Source organism: Pseudoalteromonas sp. SG43-7, assembly GCF_014164295.1.
GTDB classification, from domain to species: Bacteria; Pseudomonadota; Gammaproteobacteria; order Enterobacterales; family Alteromonadaceae; genus Pseudoalteromonas; species Pseudoalteromonas rhizosphaerae.
Genome location: NZ_JACJEY010000005.1, coordinates 1 through 19,301 on the forward strand (window position 1 = coordinate 1; position 19,301 = coordinate 19,301).

The 19,301-nt window shown below is 39.0% G+C and carries 20 protein-coding genes; 10 read left to right on the plus strand and 10 right to left on the minus strand.

The annotated features are described in order from the left end of the window. Positions 1-208: 208 nt before the first annotated feature. A complete protein-coding gene (locus H5200_RS03085) occupies positions 209-1,501 on the minus strand; it encodes a hypothetical protein (protein ID WP_182760923.1) in 1,293 nt (430 codons plus the stop codon). Between the two features lie 458 nt (positions 1,502-1,959). On the opposite strand from H5200_RS03085, the gene H5200_RS03090 reads away from it, so the two are divergent. Continuing rightward, positions 1,960-2,631, plus strand: coding sequence for an inovirus Gp2 family protein (locus H5200_RS03090; RefSeq protein WP_182760924.1), 672 nt, complete (start codon positions 1,960-1,962; stop codon positions 2,629-2,631). 174 nt (positions 2,632-2,805) lie between these two features. On the opposite strand, the gene H5200_RS03095 is transcribed toward H5200_RS03090, so the two are convergent. From H5200_RS03095 to radC, 4 genes are read right to left on the minus strand one after another with little or no spacing between them, the layout of a single operon-like run. Further along, positions 2,806-3,045, minus strand: a complete 240-nt coding sequence (locus H5200_RS03095) for a hypothetical protein (RefSeq protein ID WP_182760925.1) — start codon at positions 3,043-3,045, stop codon at positions 2,806-2,808. Positions 3,046-3,098: 53 nt separating this feature from the next. Next, positions 3,099-3,659 (minus strand): tyrosine-type recombinase/integrase, encoded by a 561-nt coding sequence (locus H5200_RS03100; protein WP_182760926.1) that lies wholly within the window; start codon positions 3,657-3,659, stop codon positions 3,099-3,101. A gap of 12 nt (positions 3,660-3,671) precedes the next feature. After that, positions 3,672-4,091, minus strand: a complete 420-nt coding sequence (locus H5200_RS03105; RefSeq protein ID WP_182760927.1) for a DUF2787 domain-containing protein — start codon at positions 4,089-4,091, stop codon at positions 3,672-3,674. A 12-nt stretch (positions 4,092-4,103) separates the two neighbouring features. Then, on the minus strand, positions 4,104-4,577 hold the full coding sequence (gene radC / locus H5200_RS03110) for a DNA repair protein RadC (RefSeq protein WP_024595466.1): 474 nt from the start codon (positions 4,575-4,577) through the stop codon (positions 4,104-4,106). A 124-nt stretch (positions 4,578-4,701) separates the two neighbouring features. Between radC and H5200_RS03115 the strand changes: the two genes are divergently transcribed. The 7 genes from H5200_RS03115 (at position 4,702) to H5200_RS03145 (ending at position 14,165) form a co-directional block, all read left to right on the plus strand. After that, complete coding sequence (locus tag H5200_RS03115; protein ID WP_024595467.1) at positions 4,702-4,884, plus strand: AlpA family transcriptional regulator; 183 nt, start codon at positions 4,702-4,704, stop codon at positions 4,882-4,884. Positions 4,885-5,049: 165 nt separating this feature from the next. Then, positions 5,050-6,615, plus strand: coding sequence for a type I restriction-modification system subunit M (locus tag H5200_RS03120; RefSeq protein ID WP_182760928.1), 1,566 nt, complete (start codon positions 5,050-5,052; stop codon positions 6,613-6,615). After that, on the plus strand, positions 6,612-7,739 hold the full coding sequence (locus H5200_RS03125; RefSeq protein ID WP_182760929.1) for a restriction endonuclease subunit S: 1,128 nt from the start codon (positions 6,612-6,614) through the stop codon (positions 7,737-7,739). The genes H5200_RS03120 and H5200_RS03125 overlap by 4 nt, the downstream gene beginning before the upstream one ends. Next, positions 7,739-8,869, plus strand: a complete 1,131-nt coding sequence (locus H5200_RS03130; protein WP_182760930.1) for an AAA family ATPase — start codon at positions 7,739-7,741, stop codon at positions 8,867-8,869. The genes H5200_RS03125 and H5200_RS03130 overlap by 1 nt, the downstream gene beginning before the upstream one ends. Continuing rightward, on the plus strand, positions 8,862-9,911 hold the full coding sequence (locus H5200_RS03135) for a virulence RhuM family protein (protein ID WP_182760931.1): 1,050 nt from the start codon (positions 8,862-8,864) through the stop codon (positions 9,909-9,911). The genes H5200_RS03130 and H5200_RS03135 overlap by 8 nt, the downstream gene beginning before the upstream one ends. After that, positions 9,908-13,021 (plus strand): HsdR family type I site-specific deoxyribonuclease, encoded by a 3,114-nt coding sequence (locus H5200_RS03140; RefSeq protein WP_182760932.1) that lies wholly within the window; start codon positions 9,908-9,910, stop codon positions 13,019-13,021. The genes H5200_RS03135 and H5200_RS03140 overlap by 4 nt, the downstream gene beginning before the upstream one ends. 76 nt (positions 13,022-13,097) lie before the next feature. Beyond that, on the plus strand, positions 13,098-14,165 hold the full coding sequence (locus H5200_RS03145) for a macro domain-containing protein (RefSeq protein ID WP_182760933.1): 1,068 nt from the start codon (positions 13,098-13,100) through the stop codon (positions 14,163-14,165). A gap of 82 nt (positions 14,166-14,247) precedes the next feature. Here H5200_RS03145 and H5200_RS23870 read toward each other — a convergent pair whose 3' ends face one another. The 3 genes from H5200_RS23870 to H5200_RS03155 all read right to left on the minus strand — a co-directional run bounded on the left by H5200_RS23870 (position 14,248) and on the right by H5200_RS03155 (position 16,298). Further along, positions 14,248-14,886, minus strand: coding sequence for a hypothetical protein (locus H5200_RS23870; RefSeq protein WP_225736606.1), 639 nt, complete (start codon positions 14,884-14,886; stop codon positions 14,248-14,250). Next, positions 14,843-15,271, minus strand: a complete 429-nt coding sequence (locus tag H5200_RS23875; protein ID WP_225736607.1) for a hypothetical protein — start codon at positions 15,269-15,271, stop codon at positions 14,843-14,845. The genes H5200_RS23870 and H5200_RS23875 overlap by 44 nt, the downstream gene beginning before the upstream one ends. A 160-nt stretch (positions 15,272-15,431) precedes the next feature. Next, positions 15,432-16,298: a DMT family transporter gene (locus H5200_RS03155; RefSeq protein WP_036973937.1), complete on the minus strand. Its 867-nt coding sequence runs from the start codon at positions 16,296-16,298 to the stop codon at positions 15,432-15,434. A gap of 145 nt (positions 16,299-16,443) precedes the next feature. On the opposite strand from H5200_RS03155, the gene H5200_RS03160 reads away from it, so the two are divergent. Further along, positions 16,444-17,349, plus strand: a complete 906-nt coding sequence (locus tag H5200_RS03160; protein ID WP_036973935.1) for a LysR substrate-binding domain-containing protein — start codon at positions 16,444-16,446, stop codon at positions 17,347-17,349. A 104-nt stretch (positions 17,350-17,453) separates the two neighbouring features. On the opposite strand, the gene H5200_RS03165 is transcribed toward H5200_RS03160, so the two are convergent. After that, positions 17,454-17,633: a hypothetical protein gene (locus tag H5200_RS03165; RefSeq protein ID WP_036973933.1), complete on the minus strand. Its 180-nt coding sequence runs from the start codon at positions 17,631-17,633 to the stop codon at positions 17,454-17,456. Between the two features lie 194 nt (positions 17,634-17,827). Continuing rightward, on the minus strand, positions 17,828-17,974 hold the full coding sequence (locus H5200_RS23880; protein WP_259399165.1) for a hypothetical protein: 147 nt from the start codon (positions 17,972-17,974) through the stop codon (positions 17,828-17,830). 199 nt (positions 17,975-18,173) lie between these two features. Here H5200_RS23880 and ylqF point away from each other — a divergent pair, with 199 nt between their 5' ends. Beyond that, positions 18,174-19,127 carry a ribosome biogenesis GTPase YlqF gene (ylqF, locus tag H5200_RS03175; protein WP_145240293.1) on the plus strand — a complete coding sequence of 318 codons (954 nt, stop codon included), beginning with the start codon at positions 18,174-18,176 and terminating at the stop codon, positions 19,125-19,127. Positions 19,128-19,301 lie beyond the last annotated feature (174 nt).

Below are 19,301 nucleotides of genomic sequence, written 5' to 3' on the forward strand. Positions count from 1 at the left end.
GCGACGGCGAGATTATTTGGAAGGACTAGCCTATTTCGTACAGGTAGTAGTGCAAATCGATTGGAAAAATATGGATGTGAGTGATGTAATTGAAACTTAATAATTATTTTTGGGGATCCCTTAGCGTTCTGACTATTTAGAGCAACGCAGGCCAATAATGGGCTGGTGGAGTGAGTTAATTGAGCAGGCTAGTCTCAAATAAATGTACTTAATCAAGTTTTGCTTTGACTATTTCATTGAGAGCTTTTCTCTCTGTAGTATTTAGTTTTTTAGCGTAGTTGGTTAGTTTTTTTTGGTTGGCTTTGGTTAAACCAAAGAGGTTATTATTCTTTTGGCGAAGTATATTTTGTTTGTGTGCGTTGTATAATGCTGTAGTTAGTTCACTTGTTGTTGGTAGCTTGTCTTTTTTTAAACCAACAAAAACTATATTTAATTTCAATGCATTAGAGTGAACGGGTATATCCTGATAAGTATTTATACCGTCTATTGTAAATCTTATACCGTTATATTTTCTTTCTACATATCCCATGATTGCGCTATTAGGATATGGATTAACTTTGTAATGTGCATATTGATCGCAGTTCAATGATTTTAATGAGGCTTTTTTAAGAGCAGCTTTGTCTTTGTTTTTTAATTCTAGATAATGCGAATATAATTCTAAAAAAGGTGTTTTATTTGTGACCTCAGAGCTGTTTTCTGTGTTCAGGTCGATGAAGGGCGCATTTCTCGCTGTAATATTTACGGTATTATTGTGATTAGAAACCTTCTTTTTAGAAAAGTACTTACTAACTAGAGTAATACTTGTTAGTGGTGCAGTGAAACGCTCTAAGTAGCGACCGTTTAAAAAATTCCAATTACTTATCAACGCAATAACAGACCAATAGATTGTCTCATTATCAATTGGTTTTATGAATTGGAGCGTATCTTTTTTCCCTGAAGCTACCTCTAGTTTCTCTATTAGATAACGCCAAACCCAGATACATGTTTTTTCATCTTTTATATCTAACCATGGAAGTGGTGTTTTACCTGTTACAAACTGTGAATAGCTGCGCTTCATAGTCAGTAAGTAGTCTTGTTTAACTTCTTCGCCGCAAAGTGTAGCATCAAAAATTCTAATGATTAGAGAGTAAATCTCTTTAACGTTACAAGCAAAATCTCGAAAGTACTTATTTGGGGGGGCGTAGTAATAGCGTTTAGGAGGATTAAATTTCAAGTAAAAAAATACCCAGCATAACTGTTTTGGCTCACTATCTGACAGCCAATTGAAACTCTCAATAGGTAGCATATTTGCAAAGTAACTCTTCATTAACTTTCTCAATTCATACTTGAGACGCCACCCTGTTTCATTAATGGATTCATTTTCCCAACACTGAATAATATAGCGAGCTTCTTTAATGTTTTTAGGGAGTTGATTTACCTGAAACAACTCAGTGTGATGAATATATTTAACTAACCACAAGAGTGATCTTTCATCATTTTTGAATGTGTTTAGCCATGACATTTTTGTAATTCCTTATTAAGTGAAGTTCATTTATAGCATAACTAAAGCATAATTTATAAGTGATTTATTCATAAAAAATCAAACTATATATAGTAAAAAATACGTAACTAAGATGCTTTTTATGGGCACGTTTTTACTGGGGTAAGCTGTTCTTTGGTGTTTATTTTCTTAGTTTTGATTTTATGATCTATCGCATGCCAGTTTTGAAAAAGCAAATATTAAGCTTTGTAGGTAGATGAATTGATCCCACATCGGTACTACTTTTCTCTTTTTTCTTTCTGTTAAATTCAACTCAACAGCCTATGGTTTTTTGATTCATACTACACAAATCTGATGGGTTGTTTTTCTGTATAGGTAATATATACACGGCACTATCTCTCCAAACATATTAAGGAATAATGGATAAATAATTACTAAGGAGACACCTCTTATGTGACTAATTAAATTAAGAGGAAATTATGAATAAACGTCATCCAGTTAATAGGAACTTAGTGATAAACAAAGTAGGGTTCTACAAAAATATTCCTGTATGGAATAAAGGAGACTTGATACAAAATTATTTAATATCTATTGAGCAGGTTCTAACTCAAAGCCTGAATGAACATCCTAGGACTTTGGCTATTAGATTTGATTTAAGATTTCCAGTTAGCTTTGGGATTATTGATCAAATCGCAAGTTTACAAACATCGCATATATCGAGCTTTTTTAAGAATCTTGATCTAGAAATAAAGCGTGACATTAAAGATAAAATTAAAAGAAACGGTAATGCTCACCATAGTAGTTTGAGATACATATGGGTTAAAGAGCAAGATAGCTCTTGCATGCCTCATTATCATGTTGCGATTTTTCTGAATAAAGACACTTATTATGGTTTAGGTAATTATCAAGGTAATGGTGATAATATGGCTTCTCGTATAATAAGGGCTTGGGCCAAGTCTATAGGGATTGAAACCTATGATGCAGGTAAGTGTGTAGAATTTCCTGATAATCATACATACAGGCTTAATAGGAACAGTGAAAACTTTGCAGAGGATTTTGAACAGCTATTCTTTAGAGTTAGTTATTTTGCAAAAGTTGATACAAAAGCTTTTGGTAGTAAAGATAATTACTTTGGTTGCAGCAGAAGGTAATCAACTTCCCATTAAGCTACTTAACAGTGTTTTGAGACCTTCAACTAGCTAAATAAGCTCAAACCCTTAGTATATAAGGGATGGCAAGTTCCCAAAATACCATTATGAGAACCTAAAAAATAAACGGTGTTATTACACTTTAAAAGAGTGCTCATATTGAGCACTCGTATTTAACTAATCAAACAAACTAGCAATGCCAGCAACGACTCCACCAGCTACCGCCAAAGGGATTGTAACAGGCGCAGAGGCAACGCCTGCACCAATTACTATTGCGCCAGATGTAAGCGCTCCAGCAGCTGCACCGGAGCCTATAGCCACAGCTGTTCTGCTTACGCTAGCATCAATACTGCCAGTTATCTGTTTAGATAGCTCATTACCAACCAAGCCGCACGAAACAGCTTTATCTAAAGACATAATACCTTCCTTTTAGTTAAGTAAAACAAGCGCCAGAATGACGCTAATAAGGGTTATAGCTCTAGTTCTTCAAAGTCTTTGTCTATTTCCTCCTGTGTTATGCCTATATAACGAAGTGTTGTTGCTTCGGAGCTATGGCGAAGCATTTTCATTACTCGGGCGATGTCGTGGGTTTTCTGATACAAGTGATAACCGCGTGTTTTACGCATTGAGTGAGTCCCCAAATGAATATTTAGTTCTTCACCAACGAGCGCAAATGCTTTTGTAACCGCTCTGCGTGATAGCGGCTTAGGCTTTGAGTTAATTGCTTGTTGATTTCGGTATGATTGAAATAAGTAGATGTGATGTGGATGAGTCAGTTTAATTTCGTTGATTAAGGTAAGCGCCTTATCATTTAGCTTTATTTCAGCTAATTTCGAGGTCTTTGACTCGTAAACAATCAACCTATTGTTACTTATGTCAGTAAACTTCACTGCAAGTAAGTCAGATATTCTAAGTGCGAGGTTTAAGCCAATGTTCCATATTTGGCTCATTTGTCCTGAGCAACGCTTTTCTAGTAAATAGCTAATGAGCCTTACTGTATCAAGATCTTTAACTGCTTGTACTTCAGCCATAAAAACCTCCCTTTATTCAGTTGTAACCGTAACCTGATAACAGCCAGTGTTGTAGTACTCAACAAAGTTTGAAATAAACAAGGCTAACAACACTTCACCTTCCCTAGCATTCAACCAACCAGCTAAAAAGTGATAAACCTGCTTAATACTAAAACACACATCAATTTCTTTTATCAGTTCAGGGGTATAACGGCCCTGATACGAAAAGTCAGTAATATAAACAAGCTGCCAGCTGGTGGCCTGCTTTTCTAACCTAACCTCTACAGGGTGAAAGCCTCCAGCTTCAGGGCTGTAATCTGGATCTCTAAAGTTAAGCGTCACCGCCTTGGCTTCCCCTACAGAATCACTTCGATTAGTAATTGCACTTACAATCACACTAATAAAAGAGTCAGGCACTTTTAAGCCTGATACTTGCTCTATTTTTAACGCCATATCTAATCCCTTTTAAATTAATCCATGTTCAGCAAATGAATACGTGCTTTCGCCAATGATGATGTGATCAAGCACAGATACATCAATTAGATTAAGTGCCTGCTGTAATTTGGTAGTAATAAGCTTGTCTGCTTGAGAGGGCGTAGTAACGCCCGAAGGGTGGTTATGCGCCAATATAACGGATGCCGCATTAAGCTCCAGCACCTCTTTAACAACTTCTCTAGGATAAACGCTAGCAGCGTTAATAGTGCCTCTAAATAGCTCTTTAAACTCCAGTATACGGTTCTGGCTATCTAAAAATAGTACGGCAAATACTTCATGTTCATGTATCGCGAGTTTATGTTTTAAGTACTCTTCGCAATCATTAGGGCTATTTAAAACGCCATCTCTAAACTGCTTCTTAGCGATTATGTATGCAGCAGCTTCAAGTATTTGCTCATCATTTACGGGGTGTTTAAATTCATATAACGACTGTTGACCTTGCATTGTAAATTCCTCTTAAGTGGTTCATGCAAGTTAGTGATGTATATGTGTAAGTTTTTTGTTTGAGGGCATAAAAAAATACTGGCCCCGGAAAGGTTATGTACTAATAGCCAACCGGAGAAATTCCATGCGTTTAATCAAATTAAAAGAAGTAATCGAAAAAACATCACTAGGCCGTTCAACAATTTATGAGTTTATGACTAAAGGCACATTTCCAAAGCAAGTATCGTTAGGTGCCAAATCTGTAGCCTGGCTTGAGTCAGAAGTGGATGATTGGATAATGGAAAGAATTGGTGAAAGGGAAGTGTAAAGACAATAAAACTATTTATAAACTGAAGCAGCAGATTGATTATATAGAATTTGTGGTAGTATTATTTGAATGAAAAGTAAGTCAGATAAAGCTCGTATTGGCTTTATCTGACTTACTAAAATATGCGGCTTAATATTAAATAACGTACTTTACGGGAATAAAGAAATGACAAGTAATCAACAACGTGCTGAGCTTCAACGACAAATATGGGCTATTGCTAACGATGTGCGAGGTTCAGTAGATGGCTGGGACTTCAAGCAGTACGTGTTGGGTACTTTGTTCTATCGTTTTATCAGTGAGAACTTTGAGCTTTACATTACTGGCGGTGATGAGAGTGTTAATTATGCTGCCATGGACGATGATGATGAAAACATTCTAGCTGCAAAAGATGATGCAGTTCGCACTAAAGGGTATTTTATCCTTCCAAGCCAGTTGTTTAGCAATGTGGCGGCTAATGCGCATAAGAACGAAAACTTAAATACTGATTTGGCGGCTATTTTTGCTGCAATCGAAAACTCAGCCAATGGCTATGATTCAGAAAAAGACATCAAAGGCCTGTTTGCTGATTTTGATACCACCAGTAATCGCTTAGGTAATACGGTAGAGGCAAAAAACAAACGCCTTGCTGCTGTATTAAAAGGCGTGGCTGGCTTAAATATCATTCAATTTGAAGACAACGAAAACGATCTGTTTGGTGATGCTTACGAGTTCCTTATTTCAAATTATGCAGCCAATGCGGGTAAATCAGGTGGCGAATTTTTCACGCCTCAGCATGTTTCAAAACTCATCGCGCAGCTGGCCATGCACGGACAAACTAGTGTGAATAAAATCTATGACCCTGCGGCGGGTTCTGGTTCGTTGCTGCTACAAGCCAAAAAGCATTTTGATGCGCATATCATTGAAGATGGTTTTTTTGGCCAAGAACTCAACCACACCACCTACAACTTAGCGCGTATGAACATGTTTTTGCACAACATTAACTACGACAAGTTCAATATTCAGTTGGGTGATACCTTAACCGAACCACACTTTTTAGATGACAAACCCTTTGATGCCATTGTCTCTAACCCGCCTTATTCGGTGAAATGGATTGGCAGTGACGACCCAACCCTAATCAACGATGACCGCTTTGCGCCCGCTGGCGTATTAGCGCCTAAATCAAAAGCCGACTTTGCTTTTGTATTGCATGCGCTGGGTTACCTATCAAGCAAAGGCCGCGCAGCCATTGTTTGCTTCCCCGGTATTTTTTACCGTGGTGGTGCTGAGCAAAAAATTCGCCAGTACTTGGTTGATAACAACTACGTTGAAACCGTGATTTCACTGGCATCAAACTTGTTCTTCGGCACCACTATTGCCGTGAATATTTTGGTGCTATCAAAACACAAGTCCGACACCACCATCCAGTTTATAGACGCTAGCAGCGAAGCCCACTTCAAAAAAGAAACCAATACTAATGTACTGACCGATAAACACATCGAAGACATCATGAAAGTGTTTGTCAATAAAGAGAACGTGGAGCATTTTGCACAATCTGTAGAATTGGATGACATAGCGAAAAATGACTACAACCTTTCGGTAAGCAGTTATGTGGAAGCCAAAGACACGCGCGAAGTGATAGACATCAACACACTCAACGCCGAGCTTAAAACCACTGTTGCAAAGATCGATCAGCTTCGCAGTGATATTGATGCCATAGTCGTGGAAATTGAAGGTGAGGAGGTTGACGCATGAGTCAGTTGAGCTACATGAAGAAACTCTTAGATGGGGTTGAGGTTCAGTGGGAAAGTTTAGGAAACCTTTGTGTCGGAATTTCTTCTGGTAGAAATAAGAAAAAAAGTGAAGGTGGATTGTATCCAGTTTTTGGATCGACTGGAGTGATCGGGAGAACGGATACCCTAATTTATAAACATGAGCAGATTTTAGTTGCAAGAGTAGGCGCTAATGCTGGGCGTGTAAATATTGCTCAAGGAGAGTACGACGTATCTGATAACACATTGATAATCAATACTAAAGAATGTATTAGCTTAAAGTACTTGTATTACTTCTTAGTAAATATAAATCTTAATAAGTTTTCCCAGGGGGCGGGGCAGCCGCTAATTACGGCCAAACAACTTAAATCTCTCCCAGTCCCCATCCCATGCCCAGATAACCCAGAAGAATCGCTGGCAATACAAGCTGAAATTGTGCGTATTCTGGATGGATTTAACGCTTTAATCGCCGAGCTTACTACCGAGCTTAACATGAGGAAAAAGCAATATAGTCATTATCAGTTTGAACTTTTGAAATTTACAGAAACGACTCAACAGATAAGTATCGGAGAATGCTGTGATATCAAAAAAGGTGCTACGCCAATAAAAAAAGCAACGCCGGGCAAATTTCCACTTGTTGCTACAACTGAAGAAAGGCAGTCATCTTCTGAATATCAATTTGATTGTCCTGCTGTATGCGTGCCATTAATATCATCTAGAGGGCATGGTGTAGCAAGTATAGACCGAATATACTACCAAAATGGTAAATTTGCTCTGGGTAATATCTTGTGTGCAATCATCCCGAATGACAGTGAAGTGTTATCTGCGAAGTTTCTAAGGTATTATCTATTTGACAAAAAAGATGTCATGCTAGTCCCTTTGATGAGAGGTGGTGCGAATGTTTCCTTAACGATGGATTCTCTCAAAAAAGTTAAAATCCCAATACCACCTATAGCAGATCAACAACGAATCGTCTGTGCCCTCGATAAGTTCGATGAATTTGTCAAAGCTCTCCCATGCGAAATAGAGCTACGCCAAAAGCAATACGAGTATTATCGTGACATGTTGTTGAGCTTCCCTCAATCTCATTCAGATGAGACCGCTTAATGAGTAAAACGCTAACGGAAATAGCAGAGTTGTTGCAAGCGACCGACAAAAAGGTGCAGTTGATCTATGCCTTTAACGGCACAGGTAAAACGCGTTTGTCGCGTGAATTTAAAGAGATCATTGCGCCGAAAGACGATGGGCAAGATGCGCTTATTGATGCAGAGCAAGCGCCTCTGTCGCGCCACAAGATCTTGTATTACAACGCGTTTACGGAAGACTTATTTTACTGGGATAACGATTTAGATGCTGATGCAGAGCCGAAGTTAAAAATCCAACCCAATACGTTTACCGATTGGATATTAAAAGTACAAGGTCAAGAGGCTAACATCACCAGTTTGTTTCAGCGTTATAGCAACGAGAAGTTGACGCCTCATTTTAATGAAGACTTTACTCAAGTAACGTTTTCATTTGAGCGAGGAAATGCTGAAAGGGCACAGCATGTAAAAATATCTAAGGGCGAAGAAAGTAACTTTGTCTGGAGTATTTTTCATGGGCTTCTAGAGCAAGTTGTTAGGGTCATGAATAACCCTGATGAAGAGGATGATGAGAGCTTCAATCAGCTAGAATATGTGTTCATTGATGACCCCGTCAGCTCATTAGATGAAAACCATTTAATTGAACTTGCAGTTAATTTGGCGGAACTAATCAAGTTAAGCAAATCTGAGAAGCTTAAATTTATCATATCGACACATAATCCACTATTTTACAATGTGTTACACAATGAGCTTAATGCGAAAATTTGTTACTTATTGCAACGATTTGAAGATGGGACCTTTGATCTAAAAGAAAAAAAAGGTGGCGCGAATACCAGTTTTTCATATCACTTGTATATCAAGCAATTGATTGAACAAGCTATTACGAACAATGAAATACAGCGTTTCCACTTCAATTTGCTGCGCAACCTTTATGAGAAAGTCGCAGCATTTTTGGGGTACGCAGATTGGACAGCGTTATTACCCGAAAGCCGCGAGCTATACGCCAAACGAGTGATGCACTTTTATAGTCATCGTTCATTATCAAACGAAGAAGTTGCAGAACCTACCGAACCTGAGAAGCAGATTGTTAAGTTTCTACTTGAACATTTATTAAATAACTATGGTTTCAAACTGCAAGGAGAAGCCAATGCCTAACATCAGCCTACAAGATCAAACCTCTGAATTTTTACTTTATACCGCGCCTAACGGTGATGTGAAAGTAGAAGTATTACTCAGTGGCGAAACCATTTGGCTGACCCAAAAGCGTATTGCTGAATTATTTGGTGTGGGTGTTCCTGCTATTTCTAAGCATTTGAAAAACATTTTTGAAAGTGGTGAATTACAAGAGGAACTGGTTATTTCCATTTTGGAAAATACCACTGCACATGGCGCTATTGCTGACAAAACTCAAACTAAACCGGTGAAATACTACAACCTAGATGCGGTGATTTCAGTTGGTTATCGGGTTAATTCAGCGCAAGCCACCCAGTTTAGGATTTGGGCAACACAGTTGATTAAAGACTACATCATCAAAGGCTTTGCCATGGATGATGAGCGACTTAAAAATGGTCGTTTCTTTGGTAAAGATTATTTTAAAGAGTTACTGGATCGCGTTCGCTCTATTCGTACCAGTGAGCGACGTATTTATCAGCAAATCACTGACATTTTTGCAGAATGTAGTATTGATTACGATGCAAAATCAGAAACTACGCGGCTGTTTTATGCTCATGTACAAGACAAGTTTCACTTTGCGATTACCGGCCATACTGCGGCTGAAATTATTGCACTTAAAGCTGACGCTAATAAGCCATTAATGGGCATGAGCACTTATAAAAATGCACCTGAGGGGCGGATACTTAAATCAGACACTACGGTTGCGAAAAACTATCTGGCAGAAGATGAAATTAAAAAGTTAGAGCGCGCAGTTTCAGCATTTTTTGATTACATAGAAGGTATTATTGAACGCCGTAATACTTTTACCATGGAAGCCTTCGCTGAAAGTGTGAATAAGTTTTTAGCATTTAATGAGTACCAAGTGTTAGAAGGCTATGGCAATGTAACCCGCAAGGCGGCTGAGCTAAAAGCCCATGAAGCTTATGAGCAATTTAACAAACAACAAAAAATAGAATCTGACTTTGACCGCGAGGTTAAAAAGCTACTTGGGCATGGAAGTAAGAAAAAGGATGTAAACGAATGACGACTTATAAAACAGTGGCAGAATCAAATAATTTTATTGTTTTAGATAAATACACTAAAGACTGGCAAGTTAATGAAAACTTTCAGAGCGAAGGTGATTTAGAGCGTGAGCTGATTCAGGATCTAAGCAATCAAGGCTATGAGTATTTACCCGCGATAACCACGCCCGATGCCATGCTGGCGAATGTGCGCAAGCAGCTACAAGCCCTTAATAAGGTCGAGTTTACCGATGCCGAATGGGTTCGCTTTTGCGATCAATACCTGAACACACCAAGCGACAATATTCTCGACAAAACCCGCAAGGTGCATAGTGACTATATCTTCGATTTTGTGTTTGATGATGGCCATATAGAAAACATCTACCTGTTCGACAAGAAGACCATTGCTCGTAACAAAGTGCAGGTGATTAAGCAGTTTGAACAAACGGGAAGCCATGCAAACCGTTATGATGTGACGATTTTGGTCAATGGTTTGCCTTTGGTGCAAATTGAACTGAAAAAACGGGGTGTGGCGATCCGCGAGGCGTTTAACCAATTACATAGGTACAGCAAAGAGAGTTTTAATGCCGATAACTCCTTGTACAAGTTCTTACAGCTGTTCGTGATCTCCAATGGCACCGACACGCGCTATTTTGCCAATACCACGAAACGTGACAAAAACAGCTTCGACTTTACGATGAACTGGGCAAAATCTGACAATACGCTTATTAAGGATTTAAAAGACTTTACCGCCACTTTTTTCCAGAAAGAGACGTTGCTTGAAGTGATATTGCGTTACTCGGTGTTTGATGTCAGCAATACTTTGTTGGTCATGCGCCCCTACCAGATTGCCGCCACTGAGCGCATTTTATGGAAGATAAAGAGCGCGTTTAACGCTAAAGATTGGGCTAAGCCTGAAAGTGGCGGATACATTTGGCACACCACGGGTTCAGGAAAAACACTCACCAGCTTTAAAGCGGCACGTTTAGCCACCGATTTAGACAGTATTGATAAAGTCTTTTTTGTGGTAGACAGAAAAGATCTCGATTTTCAAACTATGAAAGAATATCAGCGATTTTCGCCTGATAGTGTGAATGGTTCAGACAGTACCGCAGGGCTAAAAAGCAACCTGGATAAAGACGATAACAAGATTGTTGTTACCACTATTCAAAAGCTCAACAATTTAATAAAGAATGAGAGCGATTTAGCGATATACAACAAGCAAGTGGTGTTTATTTTTGATGAGTGCCACCGCAGCCAATTCGGTGAGGCGCAAAAAAACCTCAAGAAGAAATTCAAAAAGTACTACCAGTTTGGCTTTACCGGTACGCCAATTTTCCCTGAAAACGCCTTGGGTGCAGAAACCACGGGCGACGTGTTTGGCCAGCAGTTGCATACATATGTTATCACGGATGCCATTCGTGATGAAAAAGTACTTAAATTCAAAGTGGACTATAACGATGTTCGTCCGCAATTTAAGAGCATTGAGACTGAACAAGACGATAAAAAACTCAGTGCCGCTGAGAATAAGAAAGCGTTTTTACATCCCATGCGAATTAGTGAAATCTCGCGGTATATTCTGAGCCATTTTAACCAGAAAACTCATCGAGCCTATTCTGGTGCAAAAGGGTTTAACGCCATGTTTGCGGTAAGTAGTGTTGATGCAGCGAAAGCGTACTATGAAACCTTCAAAACATTGCAGGCCGAGGCAGAAAATAGCCCCACAAGTAAACCTCTGCGCATTGCGACTATCTTCTCATTTGCTGCTAATGAAGAGCAGGACGCCATTGGTGATATTTTAGATGAGAGCTTTGAAGTCAATGCCATGAATAGTAGTGCAAAAGAGTTTTTGAGCGCCGCGATTAACGATTACAACGCCATGTTTAAATCTAACTACGGCGTAGACAGTAATGGCTTTCAGAACTACTACCGTGACCTTGCCCAACGAGTTAAGAACCAAGAAATAGACTTGCTCATCGTGGTGGGTATGTTTTTAACGGGCTTTGATGCACCGACGCTCAACACCTTGTTTGTTGATAAGAATTTGCGTTATCACGGTTTGATGCAGGCGTTTTCTCGCACTAACCGCATTTATGATGCGACTAAGACCTTTGGCAATATTGTTACCTTTCGTGACTTGGAACAGGCGACCATTGATGCCATAACCCTGTTTGGTGACAAAAACACCAAAAACGTGGTGCTGGAGAAGAGCTACAAAGAATACATGGAAGGCTTTAACGATATTGCTACTGGCCAAGCGCGTCGAGGTTTTGTTGATATCGTAAAAGAGTTGCAAGAACGTTTTCCAAACCCAGAAAATATTGAAAAAGAACAAGATAAAAAAGAGTTTGCCAAGCTGTTTGGTGAATACCTAAAAGCAGAAAATATTTTACAAAACTACGATGAGTTTGCTGGATTAAAAGCACTGCAAAGCTTAGATATCAGTGATGAACAAGCTGTTAAAGAGTTCAAGTCAAAGTACTATCTGGATGATGCAGACATCGAGGCAATGCAAACCATCGATATGCCGAGCGAACGTGCTATTCAAGATTATCGCTCTACTTACAATGATACCCGTGACTGGTTGCGACGCGATAAAGAAGGTCAGGACAAAGATAAGTCAACGGTAGACTGGGACGATGTGGTTTTTGAAATTGATTTGCTTAAATCTCAAGAAATTAACCTTGATTACATTCTTGAACTGATTTTTGATCACAATAAGAAGAACAAGAGTAAAGAAGGCTTGATTGAAGAAGTTCGTCGCATGATTCGCGGTAGCCTTGGCAATAGAGCGAAAGAGAGCTTGGTGGTTGATTTTATTAACCAGACAAACCTAGATGAGATCAATGACAAAGCCAGCATTATCGACGCCTTCTTCAAGTTCGCCCAAGCGGAGCAGAAGCGCGAAGCCGATGTCATTATTGCCTCTGAAAAGCTCAATATCGATGCTGCCAAACGCTATATTGCGTCATCACTCAAACGTGAGTACGCCTCTGAAAATGGCACTGCACTGAATGAGGCGCTGCCCAAACTTAGCCCATTAAACCCACAGTACCGAACCCAGAAGCAAACGGTTTTTCAGAAAATTGCCGCTTTTGTTGAAAAATTCAAAGGTGTGGGTGGGCAGGTTTAGGGGCGTAAATATATACAAACCGTACAGCATAAACCTGAGGTCGTAGTTAGGCCGCAGTGGTACTACTGAGGTTAAGATGATTACTTATCAAACTGGCAATATTTTACATGATCAAGCTGATGCTATTATCAATACAGTTAACACTGTAGGGGTAATGGGTAAAGGGCTTGCTTTGCAATTTAAAAAGGCTTTTCCTGATAACTTTAAGGTATACAAAAAAGCCTGTGACGATAAAGAGCTGGTAACAGGTGAAGTGTTAACTGTTGAGCTTAACTCTATTAATGCACCATTTTATATTATTAACTTCCCCACTAAAGCGCATTGGAAAGGTAAGTCTAAGCTTGAATATATAGAGAAAGGGCTTAACAGCTTAAAAGCTGAGGTAAAACGATTAGGTCTTAAATCAGTTGCTTTACCAGCACTGGGAAGTGGCTTAGGTGGCTTAGATTGGAATGCTGTCGATTCATTAATACAGCGTTCTTTAAATGAATTGCCATACGTTGAGTGGCATGTATATCCACCACAAAATGCACCAACTGCCCAGGCGATGCCTAATAAAACTAAAAGACCTGAAATGACGCTAGGCAGAGCCGCAGTGCTGGGCTTGATAGAGCGTTATACCTCTACAGGGTTTGGTTATCGCTTATCGCTACTAGAAGTGCAAAAGCTTGTGTATTTTTTAACGGCAGCAGGTGAACCTTTAAACAAAGTGATATTCCAAAAACATCATTATGGCCCTTATGCCGATGTACTTCGCCATGTGTTAGATAAAATGGAAGGCCACTTTATTACTGGTTATGCAGATGGCATAAATAAGCCAGATACGCCAATTGAGCTTAAAGATGATGCGGCTATTGAGGCGCTAAACTATTTGCAAGCATGCCCAGAAACAAAACAACGATTTGATAAAGTAGCGAGGCTAATAGAAGGCTTTGAGTCGCAAAACGGTATGGAGTTACTTTCAACTGTACATTGGGTTGCAACGAATGAGCTAGAAGGCAATAACATTACTGATGAAGAGCTTGTTAATACAGTACATAGCTGGAATGCTAGAAAGTCGGAAATGAAGCCCGCTCATATTCTTGCTGCTTGGAACAAGCTAAAACAAGAAGACTGGCTAAATTTAAAAGCACAAACAGCTTAAAACTATTTTAAAGGGAAGCGCGATGCTTCCCTTTTGTGCCGTGCTTTGGCTAGGCTTTGAATATCAGATTAACTTACTTAGGTTATTCTTCGAAGAACTGATTACTTTGCGGATCTTTGTAAAAATACTTCAATTTTAAGTTTACATGTTTTTTAATTTCATTGAACCATGTTAACTCGTCAGTGAGTGGATAATTACCACCAACAACCCATATTTCACTACAATCTTCCGTGTTTGGATATAAAGCATATCGAAGTAACTGTCCTATCGCGGCTTCAATATCCTCTTTGGCATTTGATTTAAATTTTAGCTCAGCAATTAAAGTTGTGTTTGTTTCTTTACTTTTTAAAACTACATCACGAATGTGAGCTCGCCCTAGATCTTCGCTTTGACTTGAAATCGCATAGTGGCAATATTCAGAGTTATGCAACCACTGGATAAATTGCCTCTCTAACTCCGCTTCTCTAAATTGTATCTCTATAGACTCAACTTGCTTCCTAATAGCTGTTTTTAGAGTTATGTCACTTTCTCTCGATGCTAAATCACTTAAGTGTTTTTCTTCGTAAATTACCCAAAGTACTATATTTATTAGTAACTCATCGTAGTCATCGCCTAAGTTAGCATGGATAAATTCTTTTAATTTAATATTAGCGTCGAACCAGTTAGAGTATTTATATTTAACCCCCCCATTTTTGGGTGAAATATGAGCATATGTACTCAAATGCATCTTTGGTAACGGTAGTGGAAAAATGTTGGGGAGCAGCGACCGCAAAAACACGATTGAGTAGAGCTTTATGCAAATATTTTACCTTGCCATCGTCTTTCAGCTTTTGTAAGTCTTCTACACATTCTTGGTAAGTGACTAAAGATTGGCTACTAATTATTTTTTTAGTAATATTTTTTAAAGTACTCTTAGATAATTCAAACTCCTCTTTAGATAGTGCACCCTGTTTTAAGCTTGAGATATAATTGTCTCGGCTATACCAAAGATCCCATAATAGCTGTTCGCTTATATCAGTCTCGTTTTTAGCGTTTGCTACAGTGCTAACAATTTTTTGATAGCCTATGTACCAATCATTACGATCAATTTGGCATGACGAAATCATTGCACTGAAAAAGCTATCAAGGTGCGGCGTTTCTGTATTAGTGTAATCAGTAGGGATATGCGGTAAGCGGGAGAGAGTTATTATTTATCCCACTTGGGAGTGCAGTTAAGCGCTCGTTCCCAAACGCGGTCACGTTGGAAAGTTAGATTAACTTTATCATTTATATTATTTTACTTATTTGCTTTATCTTTGCTTCTACCTTGGCTAACCAAATCAGCGGAATAATAATTAAAGAAGATCCTATAGCTAAGCTCAGGTCCGGTATTTCATCGAACCACAGCACCCCTACAACTACAGCACCTAATAAGCCAGTGTATTCGGCACTGGAAATTTTACTGGCTTCGATTGCTCTATATACCAATACACATATACCAGCATAAATTAGGATAAAAGTGTTGGAGCCTGTTGCCGTTAACATTGGAGTCCAGTCCCAAGGTTTGCCTTCCCATAACGCCAACCCAAGTGCGGCTGGGATACCTACTAGGTTGGTGAGCATTAAAGTTTGGAACACATTATGATGCTGAGGTAATTTACGAACCAATAAATTATTTACAGCCATAGTCAATGCGACGACAAGGGCGGCAATCGCTGCCCAATTAATTTGTGTTGGTTTAACCACGATAAGTACGCCGATAAAGCCCAAAACAGCAGCAGCAATTGAGTGGCTAGTCAGCTTTTCCTGAAACAATATCATGGCTAACGGCAGCATAAGCAAAGGCGCTGTATAGAAAATAGCATTTACGGTAGCTAACGGCAGAGCGCCCAGAGCGAATACCATAAATATTGCCCCTAATAACCAAATGTGGCCACGTATAAAGTGCCATTTGAGGCCAGCGAAGAGGCTTTGTTTATTACTGAGTAGACAAAATGGAAGTAAAATCAGCACTGCGGTCAATTGACGAAATAATACAAATTGGTATGTGGCAGTATCTGCTGGCAGAGTTTTTATCAAAGCGTCAGAAAAAACACCAATTATATTTCCGATGATAAGTAATGTCATCGCGAGTCCGACAGTTATTTTGGGCATTTCATTACTCCTGCTACATTCTAGAAAATGTCAATGGAACTGAATTAATAGAGTTACGTTTGTAAAACGGTTATATGATTAGCGTATTCCATACCTTATATGATGTATAATGTTTAAAATTTTTTTAGTATGAGCTAAATTTATAATGAAGTTGCCTCCTTTACGTGCTCTGCAATGCTTTGAAGCTGTTGCGCGACTTAATAGCTTTTCCAAAGCTGCTGAGCACCTCAATGTGACTCAAAGTGCGGTTAGTCACCAAGTTCGATTACTCGAAGACTATTTGGGTGAAACTCTGTTTAACCGACAGGGGCGTTCTTTTTCCTTGACTAAGGTCGGGGAACGTTACTTTGAAGAAGTGACTAACTCATTAGGAAATCTATCAAATGCCAGTCAAATGATACGTCACGGGGAATCAGGCAATCTTCGTTTGGCTTTATATAGCTCTGTGGCGGTGAACTGGTTGATACCGAAGTTAGAAGATTTTAGAAATCAGCACCCAGAAATAGAAATAACTTTAAATATGGTCGGGGATCAACCGGATTATAATGACCAATTTGCGGATTGTTTTATTACAGTGAATCCACCGGAACGTAACTTTGTCAATCAATTCATGTTTACTGAAAAACTTTATCCAGTGTGTGGAAAAAAGCTTTGGCAGCAGTTAAGAAATAAGCCTCTACCTGAATCATTATGGCAACATCCGTTATTATCAGTACAATACTCAGATACCAATGAAAGTCTTGGTGACGACTGGTTACGTTGGTGTATGAGTGGTAAATTTGAATTACCTAAAGACGTCAAAATTAATCAATTTAGTCATGTCTTACTTGCCGCTGAAGCGGCTCGATATAATTTGGGAATTACCCTCATTAGTAATTACATGATAGATGATCAGGATCGCCAGCATAGTCTTGTGCGCATACCTATGCACGAGCTTATTACCGGAGATAACTTCTATTTTGTCTATAAGGAAACACGAGCTAGGCAACCTGATATTATGAAATTAGGTCGTTGGCTTAAACAGCAGTGTTATGAACTGGAATCAGCTTAGCTATTTAAATCAGAGTTGAAGGTGAATACTAGCTACTTAGAGGTAGCTGTCAGCGTCCGTTTAGTTTTGTTAGTTGCCAGTCAAAATGAGTTTGCCAGAGGCCTTTATTGGTACACCTGATTATTGTTTATCCATAGATCCCGTATTTCTAACTTTCCATCAATAAAACGCATTTGCATATGACCTAATTGATAGTTATGGCTGATGCTTTCTATTTTTAAATACTTTGAGTCGCAGCGAAGCTTAATGCGATAATTACGCTCTATGTACTCTTCTTCTTTCATATATCCACCCTTGGGTTGCTTGTCTGATATAACTTTAGCCATTCTTCCAATTCAGTAAAAAAATCACATTGAAAAGCTATTTTACCTCCACCAGCATAAACTTCCGGTTCTTCATTACTTCCCTCATTAAGAGCTTCGACAATTACATATCTAGACGTATCTTCCTCTCTTCGCTCTTCGTCAGCATAATCCACTCATAGAACATAGTACTGTTCATCTACTTTGAAATAGAAGTTTGGGCAAAGGTCATTGTGCCAGCTTTTATCAATTAGATATGGATGCTCTTTTAAATCAAATCCTAAGTCGAAGTCTTGACCAAATTCTTGCTTGTATAAACTCACTTGCGAACTCCTTAAAATATAAATGAGATTCTTATTTATTTTTTGTTGTTGGGTTTAGGAATAAAGTAAACTTTTAAATAATCCTGCTCAATGTAGTAAACTACCCATATTAGCTAAGTACTAATAGCATATCTTTACTTTTAGTACCCACATTAGTACCCATGGCCAAAGGCCTGAAAATAAAGGTAATACAAATCAAATGAGTAGAGCAGGAATACAGTGGTTCCCTGGGCATATGAATAAAGCCCGTAATGAAATTAAAGAAATAATGCCACAAATGGATGTGATCATTGAAGTGCTTGATGCGCGCATTCCTTACAGTAGTGAAAACCCGATGGTGGCGACGTTGCGTGAAGGTAAGCCGGTCATCAAAATTTTGAATAAAGCTGATTTAGCCGATCCTAAAATGACGCAAACGTGGAAGGATTACTTTGAGCAAGAAAATGGCGTAAAAGCGATTGCGTTTGGTAATGATAAAGCGGCTGAAGTTCATCGTATTAATGAACTGTGTAAAAAATTAGTGCCGCATAAAGTTGGTGCTGATAAACAAATTAAAGCCATGATCATGGGTATTCCTAACGTGGGTAAATCTACGTTAATTAATGTGTTAGCGGGTCGTATTGTTGCGAAAACAGGCAACGAACCGGCGGTTACTAAAGCGCAGCAACGTATTAAGCTAGAAGACGGCATCATGCTTTACGACACACCGGGTATGTTGTGGCCAAAAGTTGAAAATGAAAACTCAGGCTACCGTTTAGGTGCTACAGGTGCGATACGTGATACCGCACTTGAATATGAAGAAGTCGCTAGTTACACCGCTGAATATCTATTGCGGGCGTATCCTGAACTTTTAAAAGCGCGTTATAAAATTGATGAATTACCTGAAAATGATTGGGAATTTGTTGAAATGGCGGGTAAAAAGCGTGGTTGTATTCGTGGTGGTAACCAAATTGATACTTATAAAATGTCAGAAATTCTAATTAATGAATTACGCGATGGCATAATTGGTCGTATCACTATGGAAACTCCAGCTATGCGTGAAGAAGAAGAAGTGATGGTTGCAGGGCTTCGTGCTGCGGCTGAGGCTAAAAAAGCCGCTAAAGAAGAAGAGAAAAAACAACGTCGAGCACGAGCACGTAAAAACCGCCGGTAATTGTTTTTCCACTGGTTAGTTCGCTAAATTACAGACATAAAAAAAGCCCGTAAGGGCTTTTTTAGTTTCATATCTACCGTCACCGATATGAGCAATGTAGCAAGTAAAATAGTAGGGCGGTTACCTGTCACCAACATCAAGGGGCGTTGCGGTTAGTAACAGGTAACCTTAGCT

Excerpts from the sequence above, each read along its gene's own strand:
- H5200_RS03165 (WP_036973933.1), bottom strand. The coding sequence starts at position 17,633 with ATGAAAGAAGAAGAGTACATAGAGCGTAATTATCGCATTAAGCTTCGC.
- ylqF (WP_145240293.1), top strand. The coding sequence starts at position 18,174 with ATGAGTAGAGCAGGAATACAGTGGTTCCCTGGGCATATGAATAAAGCC.
- H5200_RS03135 (WP_182760931.1), top strand. The coding sequence starts at position 8,862 with ATGCCTAACATCAGCCTACAAGATCAAACCTCTGAATTTTTACTTTAT.
- H5200_RS03105 (WP_182760927.1), bottom strand. The coding sequence starts at position 4,091 with ATGGCGTTAAAAATAGAGCAAGTATCAGGCTTAAAAGTGCCTGACTCT.
- H5200_RS23875 (WP_225736607.1), bottom strand. The coding sequence starts at position 15,271 with ATGATTTCGTCATGCCAAATTGATCGTAATGATTGGTACATAGGCTAT.
- H5200_RS03140 (WP_182760932.1), top strand. The coding sequence starts at position 9,908 with ATGACGACTTATAAAACAGTGGCAGAATCAAATAATTTTATTGTTTTA.
- H5200_RS03155 (WP_036973937.1), bottom strand. The coding sequence starts at position 16,298 with ATGCCCAAAATAACTGTCGGACTCGCGATGACATTACTTATCATCGGA.
- H5200_RS03130 (WP_182760930.1), top strand. The coding sequence starts at position 7,739 with ATGAGTAAAACGCTAACGGAAATAGCAGAGTTGTTGCAAGCGACCGAC.
- H5200_RS03095 (WP_182760925.1), bottom strand. The coding sequence starts at position 3,045 with ATGTCTTTAGATAAAGCTGTTTCGTGCGGCTTGGTTGGTAATGAGCTA.
- H5200_RS03100 (WP_182760926.1), bottom strand. The coding sequence starts at position 3,659 with ATGGCTGAAGTACAAGCAGTTAAAGATCTTGATACAGTAAGGCTCATT.
- H5200_RS03085 (WP_182760923.1), bottom strand. The coding sequence starts at position 1,501 with ATGTCATGGCTAAACACATTCAAAAATGATGAAAGATCACTCTTGTGG.
- H5200_RS03115 (WP_024595467.1), top strand. The coding sequence starts at position 4,702 with ATGCGTTTAATCAAATTAAAAGAAGTAATCGAAAAAACATCACTAGGC.
- H5200_RS03125 (WP_182760929.1), top strand. The coding sequence starts at position 6,612 with ATGAGTCAGTTGAGCTACATGAAGAAACTCTTAGATGGGGTTGAGGTT.
- H5200_RS03160 (WP_036973935.1), top strand. The coding sequence starts at position 16,444 with ATGAAGTTGCCTCCTTTACGTGCTCTGCAATGCTTTGAAGCTGTTGCG.
- radC (WP_024595466.1), bottom strand. The coding sequence starts at position 4,577 with ATGCAAGGTCAACAGTCGTTATATGAATTTAAACACCCCGTAAATGAT.
- H5200_RS03120 (WP_182760928.1), top strand. The coding sequence starts at position 5,050 with ATGACAAGTAATCAACAACGTGCTGAGCTTCAACGACAAATATGGGCT.
- H5200_RS03090 (WP_182760924.1), top strand. The coding sequence starts at position 1,960 with ATGAATAAACGTCATCCAGTTAATAGGAACTTAGTGATAAACAAAGTA.
- H5200_RS03145 (WP_182760933.1), top strand. The coding sequence starts at position 13,098 with ATGATTACTTATCAAACTGGCAATATTTTACATGATCAAGCTGATGCT.